This window comes from Pseudomonas sp. IT-93MI4, from assembly GCF_949767635.1.
GTDB lineage: Bacteria > Pseudomonadota > Gammaproteobacteria > Pseudomonadales > Pseudomonadaceae > Aquipseudomonas > Aquipseudomonas putida_A.
On the sequence record NZ_CATKPP010000054.1, the window covers coordinates 235,062 to 247,594 of the forward strand.

General features: G+C 59.5%; 10 protein-coding genes. 6 read left to right on the forward strand and 4 right to left on the reverse strand.

The window, feature by feature from the left end; genetic code table 11:
- Nucleotides 1–65 precede the first annotated feature (65 nt).
- The 3 genes from folE to ACM6I7_RS20170 all read right to left on the reverse strand — a co-directional run bounded on the left by folE (nucleotide 66) and on the right by ACM6I7_RS20170 (nucleotide 2,764).
- A complete protein-coding gene (folE, locus tag ACM6I7_RS20160) occupies nucleotides 66–626 on the reverse strand; it encodes a GTP cyclohydrolase I FolE (RefSeq protein WP_027611787.1) in 561 nt (186 codons plus the stop codon).
- 241 nt (nucleotides 627–867) lie between these two features.
- The gene (locus ACM6I7_RS20165) at nucleotides 868–1,992 is read right to left on the reverse strand and encodes an alkene reductase (RefSeq protein ID WP_414889137.1); all 1,125 of its coding nucleotides are present in this window, start codon (nucleotides 1,990–1,992) and stop codon (nucleotides 868–870) included.
- A 94-nt stretch (nucleotides 1,993–2,086) separates the two neighbouring features.
- Nucleotides 2,087–2,764 (reverse strand): type 1 glutamine amidotransferase domain-containing protein, encoded by a 678-nt coding sequence (locus ACM6I7_RS20170; protein WP_103367097.1) that lies wholly within the window; start codon nucleotides 2,762–2,764, stop codon nucleotides 2,087–2,089.
- Nucleotides 2,765–2,960: 196 nt separating this feature from the next.
- Here ACM6I7_RS20170 and ACM6I7_RS20175 point away from each other — a divergent pair, with 196 nt between their 5' ends.
- The 4 genes from ACM6I7_RS20175 to ACM6I7_RS20190 all read left to right on the forward strand — a co-directional run bounded on the left by ACM6I7_RS20175 (nucleotide 2,961) and on the right by ACM6I7_RS20190 (nucleotide 6,460).
- A complete protein-coding gene (locus ACM6I7_RS20175; protein WP_097089858.1) occupies nucleotides 2,961–3,545 on the forward strand; it encodes a TetR/AcrR family transcriptional regulator in 585 nt (194 codons plus the stop codon).
- 67 nt (nucleotides 3,546–3,612) lie between these two features.
- Nucleotides 3,613–4,272 (forward strand): carbonic anhydrase, encoded by a 660-nt coding sequence (locus tag ACM6I7_RS20180; protein ID WP_027611791.1) that lies wholly within the window; start codon nucleotides 3,613–3,615, stop codon nucleotides 4,270–4,272.
- Nucleotides 4,273–4,364: 92 nt separating this feature from the next.
- Nucleotides 4,365–4,991 (forward strand): TetR/AcrR family transcriptional regulator, encoded by a 627-nt coding sequence (locus ACM6I7_RS20185; protein WP_097089798.1) that lies wholly within the window; start codon nucleotides 4,365–4,367, stop codon nucleotides 4,989–4,991.
- Nucleotides 4,992–5,188: 197 nt separating this feature from the next.
- Nucleotides 5,189–6,460, forward strand: a complete 1,272-nt coding sequence (locus tag ACM6I7_RS20190) for an OmpP1/FadL family transporter (protein ID WP_414889138.1) — start codon at nucleotides 5,189–5,191, stop codon at nucleotides 6,458–6,460.
- A 239-nt stretch (nucleotides 6,461–6,699) separates the two neighbouring features.
- On the opposite strand, the gene ACM6I7_RS20195 is transcribed toward ACM6I7_RS20190, so the two are convergent.
- A complete protein-coding gene (locus ACM6I7_RS20195) occupies nucleotides 6,700–8,160 on the reverse strand; it encodes an efflux transporter outer membrane subunit (RefSeq protein WP_414889139.1) in 1,461 nt (486 codons plus the stop codon).
- 170 nt (nucleotides 8,161–8,330) lie between these two features.
- Between ACM6I7_RS20195 and ACM6I7_RS20200 the strand changes: the two genes are divergently transcribed.
- Together ACM6I7_RS20200 and ACM6I7_RS20205 are read left to right on the forward strand one after the other, a co-directional pair.
- Nucleotides 8,331–9,440, forward strand: coding sequence for an efflux RND transporter periplasmic adaptor subunit (locus ACM6I7_RS20200; protein WP_027611795.1), 1,110 nt, complete (start codon nucleotides 8,331–8,333; stop codon nucleotides 9,438–9,440).
- A complete protein-coding gene (locus tag ACM6I7_RS20205; protein ID WP_414889141.1) occupies nucleotides 9,437–12,493 on the forward strand; it encodes an efflux RND transporter permease subunit in 3,057 nt (1,018 codons plus the stop codon). The genes ACM6I7_RS20200 and ACM6I7_RS20205 overlap by 4 nt, the downstream gene beginning before the upstream one ends.
- Nucleotides 12,494–12,533 lie beyond the last annotated feature (40 nt).

Genomic DNA, 12,533 nt, shown 5'->3' on the forward strand with positions numbered 1-12,533 from the left:
GAATATCGTGCTTGTACAGTGGGGTTGCTGTGTACAGGTTTATCGCGCCTGTCGAAGGTCGGAAATCAACTTCGCCGCCCGATCAATTGCAGAAACTCCTGACGCGTCGTGGAGCTGTCGCGAAAGGCACCGAGCATCACCGAAGAGGTCATGATCGAATTCTGCTTTTCGACGCCGCGCATCATCATGCACATGTGCCTGGCTTCAATGACCACGGCCACGCCGGCGGCATCGGTGATCTGCTGAATCGCCTCGGCGATTTGCCGGGTGAGGTTTTCCTGGATCTGCAGACGGCGGGCGAACATGTCCACCACGCGCGCTACTTTCGACAGTCCCAGCACTCTGCCGGTGGGGATGTACGCCACGTGTGCCTTGCCGATGAAAGGCAGCATGTGGTGCTCGCACAAGGAATAGAGCTCGATGTCACTGACGATCACCATCTCATCGCTTTGCGATTCGAACAGGGCACCGTTGGTGACGTCTTCCAGGCTCATCGAGTAGCCGTTGCACAGATACTGCATTGCTTTGGCCGCACGTTTGGGTGTGTCGAGCAGACCTTCGCGTTCGGGATTTTCACCGACACCGACGAGGATTTCGCGGTAATGGCTGGCTAGTAGTGGGTTCATTCAGGGTGCTCGCGGCAGTGCTGTGCGTGGGGGCCAATCCGTAGCGGAAGAGTTGTACGTAAAGAAGTGCTTTGTATAGGTTTTATTCAAGATAGGCTGAAAAAATAAACCTGACAATCAATCGGCAATCTTTTTTGTGCAGATGCGAAAACCTCGCAGCGCAGCGCGCGAGGTTGCGGGTATAGCGGGGGAGAAGAGGAAGCGCTCCCGGTGAGTGGGAGCGCTGGGCGAATTCGCGGAATTATTCGCTGTAGGTCGGGTAATCCACATAGCCTTCGGCATTGCCGCCGTAGACCGTCACAGGATTCAGTGGATTGAGCGGCCAGTCATTGGCGATGCGCGCCGGCAGATCCGGGTTGGCCATGAACGGACGGCCGAAAGCCACCAGATCAGCCAGTCCCGATTCAAGCAACTGCGCACCGGATTCAGCGTTGTAACGCCCGGCGTAGATGATCGCACCACTGAAGGTATCGCGCACCGCACGGCGGAAGGTTTGCGGCATCGCGGGCGCGTCGTCCCAGTCCGCTTCGGCGATGGACAGGTAGGCGATGCCCACATCCTCAAGTACTTTGATCGCTTCGATGTAAGTGGTGTGCGGGTCCTCTTCGACCATGCCCAGATAGGTGCGCGCTTCATCGGTGGTGGTGAACAGCGGCGCGAAACGCACGCCGACTTTCTCTTTACCGATGCACTCGGCGACACCCGACACCACTTCGCGCAGAAAGCGCAGGCGGTTGTGCAGCGAGCCACCGTACTGATCGGTGCGCACATTGCTGTGGGCAGAAATGAACTGGTTCACCAGATAGCCGTTGGCGCAGTGCAGTTCGATCCCGTCGAAGCCGGCGTCCATCGCATTGCGCGCCGCCTGTATATAGAGCTGAACCAGTTCCTGGACTTCATCGGTGCTCAGTGCTCGCGGCGCGGATGGCGTAACCAGCTCGCCGGCGCCCGGCGCAGTTTCGATGAACACGCTGACCCGCTCGGTGGCGATGGCGGACGCTGAAACCGGTGCCGCCCCATCAGGTTGCAGCGCGGTGTGGGACACACGGCCGACGTGCCAGAGTTGGGCGAATATCACGCCGCCCTTTGCATGCACCGCTTCGGTGACTGTGCGCCATCCGGCAATTTGCTCAGGGGTGTGAATGCCGGGAGTCCAGGCGTATCCCTGACCGCGAGGCTCGATCTGCGTGCCTTCGGTAACCAGCAGACCGGCGCCGGCGCGTTGCTGGTAATACTCGGCCATCAATGCGTTGGCGACATTGCCCGGTTGTGTGCTGCGCTGGCGGGTGAGGGGCGGCAGGACGATGCGGTTCTTCAGGGTGTGCAGGCCCAGTTTGACGGGGGTGAAGTAAGGGCTGTTTTTCATGTGATTCCTGTTTTGGCCTTATTAGACCAGTCGACTAGTAATGCGGTAAAAAAACACCGTGCGGGATGCGCACGGTGTCTGGACGCTGGAGGGCTCAGGCCAACAGTTTCAGCAGTTTTTCGGCGACGGCTGCCGAGCTGGCAGGGTTTTGACCCGTCACCAGTTGGCCATCGGTCACCACGTGAACCTGCCAGTCAGCGACCTTGGAGTAGCGACCGCCGAGACGCTGGAATTCGTCTTCGATCAAGAACGGCACGACATCGGTCAGGCCTACAGCGGCTTCTTCAGCGTTGGTGAAACCGGTGACGTCCCGGCCTTGAATCAACGGTTTGCCATCTGCAGCCACCACGTGACGCAGAACGCCCGGCGCATGGCAGACGAAACCGTGAGGTTTGTTGCTGCGGTCGAACGCTTCGATCAGCGCAATCGAGTGTTTGTCTTCGGCCAGATCCCACAGTGGGCCATGGCCACCGGGATAAAACACGGCATCGAAATCCTCGGCGCTGACATCCGCCAGGCGCCCGGTATTGGCCAGCGCCTGCTGAGCAGCAGGGTCCTTGCGGAAGCGATCGGTTTCAGCGGTTTGCGCATCGGGCTCATCGCTTTTCGGATCGAGCGGTGGCTGGCCGCCGGCCGGCGATACCAGAGTGATCTGCGCGCCGGCATCCTTGAAGGCGTAGTAGGGGGCCGCGAACTCTTCGAGCCAGAAGCCGGTTTTCTTGCCGGTGTTGCCAAGCTGATCGTGGGAAGTCAGAACCATCAAGATTTTCATAGAGCGCCCTGTATTGGTCTGGTGTCCTCGACGGGTTCGTCTGCGACACCTCGGAAGGAGTGACGGCCACAGAATAGATTTATATTAGACCGGTCGTCTAGTAAATTTTTACGCCCGTGTTTCGGAGCCATCACTGTGGCAAACTCCTGCCCATCAGAAATATACGACTGGTCTAATGTTTGGTATTTTGCGCCCCATGAAACCGACCTACGACGATACCCGCCAACACCTGCTCGACACCGGCCACCGCATGATGGCCGAAAAGGGCTTCACCAGCGTTGGCCTGAGCGAGATCCTGCAGACCGCCGGTGTGCCCAAGGGCTCGTTCTATCACTACTTCAAATCCAAGGAACTCTACGGCCAAGCACTGCTGGAGGATTACTTTGTCGGCTACCTGGCAGATATGGAGCGACGCCTGACCCTGCCCGGCCTCAGTGCCTATGAGCGGCTGATGGATTACTGGCAGGGCTGGCAGAACCGCTGCACCCTGGAAGGCCATGGTGATGAATGTCTGGTGGTGAAGTTGAGCGCGGAAGTCGCCGACCTGTCCGAGTCGATGCGACTGACCTTGCGCGACGGCGCCGAGCGCATCGTTGCGCGCATCACGACGTGCCTGGAAGAAGGGCAGTTGGATAAAAGTTTGCCGCAGACTGACGCTCGGCAACTGGCAGAAACGCTCTATCAACTGTGGTTGGGGGCGAGTCTGTTGAACAAACTGCAGCGCACGGGGCAGTCGTTGCAGACGTCGATGGTGATGACGAAGCGGCTGTTGCAGCGCTGAAAACACCCGAGACCCTTTCATATCGAGTACTTTTGCAAGCATCCGGCATCAGGATTTGGAGAACTTCATGCGTGACATTATCGACGGCTTTCTGCGCTTTCAGCGTGAGGTATATCCGCAACGTGTCGAGCTGTTCAAGCAACTCGCGACCTCACAAAATCCGAAGGCGTTATTCGTTACTTGCTCGGACAGTCGTGTAGTGCCTGAGCTTCTTACACAGCGCGAACCCGGTGAACTATTCGTGATCCGCAACGCCGGCAACATTGTGCCGTCGTATGGTCCCGAACCCGGTGGCGTGTCGGCTACCGTCGAATATGCAGTCGCCGTGCTCGGCGTACAGGACATCGTGATCTGCGGGCACTCGGACTGCGGAGCGATGGGCGCGATATCGCGCTGCACCTGTCTGGATCATCTTCCTGCGGTCGCCAATTGGCTGCGTCACGCGGACGCTGCGAAAGCGATCAACGCGGCGCATGAATTCGACACACCGCGCGCGAAGCTCGATGGTCTGGTTCGGGAAAATGTGATCGCGCAACTGGCGAACCTGCGCACGCACCCCTCCGTGGCCCTCGCGCTCGAGCAAGGGCGCATGAATCTGCACGGATGGGTCTACGACATCGAGGCGGGGTGCATCGATGCGCTGGATGGTTCAACCCGACGCTTTGTTCCCTTGGCTGATTCGCCGACTACCGTGGCGATCACTGCGCGTAACGGCAAGCAGATGTAACGGCTGGCCTCATCTGAAATCGCCAGACTTGTGACCTTATTCCTGTGTGGTCACAAGTTGTCAGCCCGCCATAGGATGAGTAAGCTGCTGTCATGAATCAGCTATCAATATCTGCCTCCTCGCCGAACACTCGTGGCCCGGCCGAGCACGACATTCGTGACCAGATTGTCGCCGCGGCCAATGAACACTTCAGCCAGTATGGCTATGCGAAAACCACGGTTTCCGACCTGGCCAAGGCCATCGGTTTTTCCAAGGCGTACATCTATAAATTTTTTGACTCGAAACAGGCGATTGGCGAGGCCATTTGCGCCAATTGTCTGGGGCAAATCGTTGCAGCCGTCGAACAGGCCGTTAACGAAGAATCTCTTTCGGCGACCGAGCGTTTGCGCAGATTGGTAAAAACCGTCATTGCCACGGGTGTGAACCTGTTCTTCAACGACCGCAAGCTTTATGACATCGCGGCGTTTTCCGCTTCGGAGCGTTGGCACAGTGCCCAGGTGTATGAAGCACAGATCAAAGACTTTATTGTCGACATCGTGCGGCAAGGACGAGAAGCGGGGGAGTTCGAGCGCAAGACTCCACTGGACGAGACTGTCGAGGCGATCGATCTGGCGCTGCGACCTTTCGTCAACCCCTTGCTGTTGCAGCACAATCTGGATTTCATCGAGCAAGCGCCCACGCTGACCTCCAACCTCATCCTGCGCAGCCTCATGCCCTGACTGTCGCTGGCCAAATCTGTCAGTCGATTCGAGTCAAAACCACATCCCCCACATGACGTTTTCCGTTCCCGGCCAATGAGTGCCGGGAGGGCGCAACATTTCGCTCTTCGTGACCATTGACTGAATTGGTCACATGGATAATATGGCTTCGCTGTAGTTCGATGTTCTATTCCAGTGATCTCCATAGAGTCCCGATAATGAAAAAAACAATGCTCAAGAGCCCCGTGGGCCTGGCCGTCGTGCTTGCGTCTTCCAATGTGCTGGCCGGTGGCTTTGCACTCAACGAACAAAGCATCAGCGGGATGGGGTCCGGGTTTGCCGGGCGATCTTCATCGGCCGAAGACGCCAGTACGATCTACGGCAACCCGGCGGGCATGGCGCGGCTTAAACAAGAGCAGGTCAGCGTGGGGGCGGCGACATTGTTCGCCAAGTCCGATATCAGCCGGACTCGCAGTACGTTCGGCGGCAAGGAGGATGGCGACATGGTGCCCGCGACCACCGTACCGATGGGCTATTACGTCAAACCCATCGATGAGCACTGGGCATTCGGCGTCGGGTTTTATGTACCTTTCGGGTTGATCACCGACTACGGCAGTGGGTTTGCCGGACGCTATTACGCCAACAAGAGCGAAGTCACCACGCTGACTTTCCAACCGACCATCAGTTACGCTTTTAACGAAAAAGTCTCGATCGGTTTCGGTCCGACCATCAACCGTATCGGTGGAGAGATATCGGGCATGGTGCCCAATCCATTAACCCCGGGGCGCAATGACGGCAAGCTCAAAAGCACGGGCGATGACACCGCGCTGGGCTTCAACGCCGGTGTGCTGGTGCAGGCGACAGATCAGACCCGCCTGGGGCTGACTTATCACTCCAAAGTCAGTTACCACCTGGATGCGAAAACCAAGGTCACCGATGGCATCTTCAGCGTGCTGGGCGTCAGCGGCCGAAGTTATGACGCATCGCTGGATGTGGATACGCCGGAGTCGGTGGATTTTTCGGCCACGCATCAATTCAATAACGACTGGACGCTCTATGTCGGTAGCACCTGGACGCGCTGGAGTCGCTTCAAGGAGCTGACGATCGAAAACAGCGGCCTGCCGCCGTTGCTGAGCGGTCAATTGGGGACGATCAGCGAAGAGCAGAACTGGCATGACACGTGGGCACACGCCATCGGTGCCGCCTATCAATTGAACGGCCAGTGGGTGTTGCGTAGCGGGTTTTCGGTAGATCAATCACCCGCCAACAATACCAATCGCGGCCCCCGTATTCCTACGGGCGATCGAAAGGTTATCAGCTTCGGTGCGGGCTGGACGCCGGTGGAAAATGTCACCATCGACTTCGCTTATTCCTACCTCTGGGAGGAGAGCGTGAAGGTCAACGACAGCTCGTCATCCAGAGGTGCCTACAGTGCCAGGTACAAGAACAGTGCGAGCGGGCTCGGTACGTCAGTCAGCTACCGTTTTTAGCTGAGGACTGTACTCACAATGTGGGGCCGGGAGTGCGTGCTGCCTCCCGACCCTCACGCGCAAGGGCATGTTTATCGGGCCGATTTTCGCAGAGAGGTTGGCCCTTTTTTGTAGGTCAAACCCCCATGACTTTGGCCATCAGGCTCTGATGAAAACGCCGTGGCGTGGCCCACGTCAAAACCGCGATCGACCTTTTGCTGCGTACTGTCGAGCCAAATTCTTTGCAAAGCTGGCGAGCTTCATCGCGACGCAACAGGCAGGGTTTCGGGAACTTGCCAGCCGCCGCCGAGCGCTTTGAATGCCGCAACCGCAGCCCGCGCCGATTCTGTCCGCGCTTGCGCACGGGCATCGGAAGCCTGGAGCAACGTTTCGTCGGCGTGGAGCACATCAATCAGGCTCGCGGTGCCTTTTCCATAGGCAATAAAAGACGCTTGGCGAGCCTGTGTCAGAGAAGCCTCGCCTCCCGCGAGCGTGGTGGCCTGAAGGTTGCGGTTCACCAGGGCGGAGAAGGCATTCTCGACATCCTCAGTGGCGCGTAACACCGACTGACGATAAGCGGCCAGCGCTTCGGCTTCCTGTCCTTTGGCCTGATCGATCTGCGCGTTTATCCGGCCTACGTCAAAAAGTCTCCAGCGCAACCCAAGGACCGCCGCCGACTGACTGGCGCCGCCGGTGAACAGGTTGCCGCCGGAAACAGCCGTGGCGCTACCGAGCAATGCGCTGAGCGAAAGTTTCGGGTAGTACTCGGCAATCGCCACGCCGATGCGTGCATTGGAGGCTGCCAGGCGGCGCTCGGCGACGATCAGATCCGGCCGGCGACGCAGCAGATCGGCCGGCGTTCCCGAGGCGTTTATCGGCGGCACAACAGGAATGCTCGCCGTACCGGTCAGTTGCGTGCGGTGAGTCCCCGGCGGGGTGCCGAGCATCACGTCCAGCGCATTCATTGCGGCATCCAGGCCGGTCTGCAGCACTGGCACGCTCGCCTGGACTTGCGCCAGCGCGCCCTCAGTCTGTTGAACCTGATAGCGGGCAGCGAGGCCCTTGCCGTAGAGCAGGCGGACTTTCTCCAGCAGTCCCTGCTGGGTTTCGACTTGGCGGTTGGCAATCTCCAGTCGCGCCTGCAACCCACGGAGGGTGATGTAGATATCGGCCGTCTGCGCTGCAATGGCCAGGCGTGTGGCGGTCGCGCCCGCCTCGGAGGCCTGGTATTCGGCGAGTGCGGCTTCGCGCTCGCGTCTCAACCCGCCAAAGACATCAATCTCCCAGCCGGCATTGAGGTTGAGCTCGTAGGAACTTCCGTAGCGATCATAGCCAGGCGTTGAGTTCAACACCTGGCCGAGCGGCGTTTCGACGGATTGATAGGCGCGTGCGGCCTGGCCATCAATGCTCCCGGAGGGCAACAGAGCGGCATTTGCGGCCCCCAGTCCTGCCCGTGCCTGTGTGACCCGCGCCGCTGCTTGTGCCAGATCGAGGTTCTGTTCCAGCGCCTGGGTGACGAAACCGGTCAACACGGGATCGTTAAAACTCTCCCACCAGTTGACCAGCCGGGCCGGCGCCGTTGCCGGCGTCTGTCCGGCTGCAGGCTGACTCAGGTAACGATCGGGAAGCGCGAGGGCAGGTCGTTGATAGTCGGGACCGACCGCGCAGCCTGCCATCAGACTGGCGGTCACCAAAAGCGTGACAGGGCGAACAGGAGACATTGAGGTACCTGCGACGAAGATGATAAGTGACCATATTAAATTACGGTCACAGCTTTAAGGTCAACGATATCTTGTCAGTATGCGCCATACACTGAAAATGTGTGACCGTTGACATTATTGGTCACCTTAATGAAAATGCCGGCATGTCCTATTCTTGAGTAACGGAACCTATGCGCCGGCCTCTAGCTGTACCGATTGCCGTTTGTCTGTTGCCGCTCGTCCTGACGGCGTGTGGCGACTCATCCGTCGTTGACGATCCCCGTACGCATGCCCCGTTGGTGAGGTCCGCTGCGGTTTCGGCGGCGTCCGAGGCTTCACGTGCTTTCACGGGGGTCGTGATCGCCCGCGTCGAGGCTGACCTTGGTTTTCGGGTCTCGGGCAAAATACTCGAGCGCCTGGTTGACACAGGCCAGACGGTCAAACGAGGTCAGCCACTGATGCGCCTCGACCCGATTGATCTCGGGCTGCAGGCGCGGGCGCAGCAAGAGTCGGTCATGGCCGCCCGGGCGCGAGCCATACAGACCGCGGATGACGAGGCCCGGTATCACGACCTGGTCGCCGCCGGCGCCATCTCGGCCTCGGCCTACGATCAGATCAAAGCCGCCGCAGATACCGCCAAAGCTCAGTTGAGCGCGGCGCAAGCGCAGGCTGATGTCGCTCGCAATGCGTCCGGTTATGCGGTGTTGCTTGCTGATTCCGATGGCGTGGTGGTGGAGACGCTCGCCGAGCCAGGACAAGTGGTGAGCCCCGGGCAAGCCGTGGTTCGACTGGCGCGGGCAGGGCAGCGCGAAGCCATCGTGCACCTGCCCGAGACGCTACGTCCGGCGGCAGGTTCGACCGCGCAGGCCACACTTTATGGCAACACCTCGGGTGCCGTGACAGCCAGGCTGCGGCTGCTGTCTGATTCGGCCGATCGCATGACGCGCACCTTTGAGGCGCGGTATGTGCTGGAGGGCGCACTGGCCAATGCGCCGCTCGGTTCGACCGTTACGCTGCAGATCGCTGGCAGCCGCGCAAATGCACAGGTGTTGCAAGTGCCGCTGGCGGCGGTTTATGACCCAGGCAAAGGCCCCGGCCTCTGGGTGATTGCTGGCAACCCGACCAAGGTGAACTGGCGGCCTGTGCAGATATTGGGCGTGAGCGATGACATTGCGCGTGTCGACGGTGAACTCAAGGTCGGTGAGCAAGTTGTCGCTTTAGGCGCACATCTTCTGCGCGAGGGGGAGGAGGTGAGACTGGCTCAACAGGCTGACGTCCAGGTTGCCGGGAGCCGTCCATGAGCCAGGGGCGTTTCAATCTTTCGGCGCTCGCCGTTCGCGAGCGTTCGATCACGGTGTTCCTGATCTTCCTGATCGGTGTTGCCGGGATCCTCGCGTTTTTCCAGCTCGGGCGCGCGGAGGACCCGCCGTTTACGGTCAAGCAGCTGACGGTCATCACGGCGTGGCCGGGCGCGACCGCGCAGGAAATGCAGGACCAGGTCGCCGAGCCGCTGGAAAAACGCCTGCAGGAGTTGAAATGGTACGACCGCACGGAAACCTACACTCGTCCGGGTCTGGCCTTCACCGTGGTGACACTGCTTGATCCTACACCGCCCTCCCAAGTGCAGGAGGAGTTCTACCAGGCGCGCAAAAAACTCGACGATGAGTCGATCAAGCTACCGGCCGGCGTGATTGGCCCGATGGTCAACGATGAGTTTGCAGATGTGACCTTTGCGTTGTTTGCCTTGAAAGCCAAAGGCGAGCCGCAGCGCCTGCTGGTACGTGATGCCGAATCGCTGCGCCAGCGCCTGTTGCATGTGCCAGGCGTGAAAAAGGTCAACATCATAGGTGAGCAGAGCGAGCGCATCTTTGTCTCTTTCTCCCATGATCGGCTGGCCACGCTGGGGGTGACCCCGCAGGATATTTTTGCCGCGCTGAACAATCAGAACGTGCTGACGCCGGCCGGCTCGATTGAAACCAAGGGGCCAGAAGTCTTCCTGCGTCTCGACGGCGCCTTCGACAAATTGCAGAAGATTCGTGACACACCGCTGGCGATTCAGGGACGTACCTTGAAGCTCTCGGACGTTGCGACGGTCGAGCGGGGTTACGAAGATCCGGCCACCTTCCTTGTGCGTAACAATGGTGAGGAAGCGCTGTTATTGGGTGTGGTGATGCGCGAGGGCTGGAACGGCCTGGACCTGGGCACGGCACTGGACGTGGAGACCACCCGGATCAACGAAGGCATGCCACTGGGCATGACACTCAGCAAGGTCACCGATCAGTCGGTGAATATCAGTTCAGCCGTCGACGAGTTCATGATCAAGTTCTTCGTCGCCTTGCTGGTGGTGATGCTGGTGTGTTTTCTCAGCATGGGCTGGCATGTCGGTATTGTCGTGGCTGCGGCAGTACCACTGACGCTCGCCGTGGTGTTTGTGGTGATGGCGGCAACGGGCAAGAACTTTGACCGGATCACCTTGGGGTCGCTGATCCTGGCGCTTGGACTGCTGGTGGACGACGCCATCATTGCGATCGAGATGATGGTGGTGAAAATGGAGGAGGGCTACGACCGTATCAAAGCGTCCGCGTATGCCTGGAGTCACACTGCCGCACCGATGCTTTCCGGCACGCTGGTGACCGCTATCGGCTTTCTGCCTAACGGCTTCGCGCAATCGACCGCTGGCGAGTACACCAGCAACATGTTCTGGATCGTAGGCATTGCCCTGATTGCCTCATGGGTGGTTGCGGTGGCCTTTACCCCCTATCTGGGCGTGAAGCTGTTGCCGGACATCAAACAGGTCGAAGGTGGTCACGCGGCCATTTACAACACGCCCAATTACAACCGCTTCCGCCGGATCTTGACGCGCGTCATTGCCCGCAAATGGCTGGTCGCCGGTACTGTGATCGCGACGTTTGTCCTGGCCGTTGTCGGCATGAGCCTGGTCAAGAAGCAGTTCTTCCCCACCTCGGACCGTCCCGAAGTGTTGATTGAAGTGCAAATGCCCTATGGAACCTCCATCGAGCAGACGAGTATCACCACCGCCAAAGTCGAGGCCTGGCTGCAAAAGCAGCCTGAAGCAAAAATCGTCACGGCCTATATCGGACAGGGTGCGCCGCGTTTCTACCTGGCCATGGCGCCGGAACTGCCTGATCCGTCTTTTGCGAAGATTGTGGTGTTGACGCAGAGTCAGGAGGCACGGGAAGTCCTCAAGCTCCGTCTGCGCGAGGCCGTCGCCGAAGGGCTGGCTCCAGAAGCGCGGGTCAGGGTGACGCAGTTGGTGTTTGGGCCGTATTCACCGTTTCCTGTCGCCTACCGGGTGATGGGGCCTGATCCCTCGACATTGCGTGAGATTGCCGCTCAGGTACAGACCGTGATGCAGGCGAGCCCCTTGATGCGAACCGTCAATACTGACTGGGGGCCGCTGACACCCGCGCTGCATTTCACCCTGGATCAGGACCGCTTGCAGGCGGTGGGGCTGACCTCCAGTGCGGTCGCGCAGCAGTTGCAGTTTCTGCTTGCCGGGGTACCGATCACGGCCGTTCGTGAGGACATCCGTTCGGTACAAGTGACCGGGCGAGCGGCGGGGGACATCCGGCTCGACCCTGCAAAAATTCAAGGCTTTACGCTGGTAGGCACGGCGGGCCAGCGGATTCCGCTGTCGCAAGTGGGGACAGTGGATGTGCGCATGGAGGATCCCGTCCTTCGGCGTCGTGACCGCACGCCGACCATTACTGTACGCGGCGACATTGCCGAAGGCTTGCAGCCTCCGGACGTTTCAAGCGTGATCACGAAGGCGCTGCAGCCGGTCATCGACACGCTGCCGGAGGGTTATCGTATCGAGCAATCGGGGGCGATCGAGGAGTCGGGCAAGGCCGGCCAAGCGATTTTGCCACTGCTGCCGATCATGATCGCCGTCACGCTGCTGATCATCATTCTGCAGGTCCGTTCGGTATCGGCAATGATCATGGTGTTCCTCACCTCGCCACTCGGGCTGATTGGTGTGGTGCCGACACTGCTGCTCTTCCAGCAGCCGTTCGGTATCAACGCCTTGGTCGGGTTGATCGCCCTGTCGGGGATTCTGATGCGCAATACACTGATCCTGATCGGACAAATCCATCACAACGCACAAGAGGGACTTGATCCGTTTCACGCCGTGATCGAAGCCACGGTACAGCGTGCTCGCCCGGTACTGCTGACTGCGCTGGCGGCCATCCTCGCGTTCATTCCACTGACGCACTCGGTGTTCTGGGGCACGCTGGCTTACACACTGATCGGCGGCACGTTCGTCGGAACCATCGTGACGCTGGTGTTCCTGCCGGCGATGTACTCCATCTGGTTCAAGATCAGTAAGCCATAGGAAGCCATCTTCAGCGTTCGCGGCTGCTACGGCAGTCGCG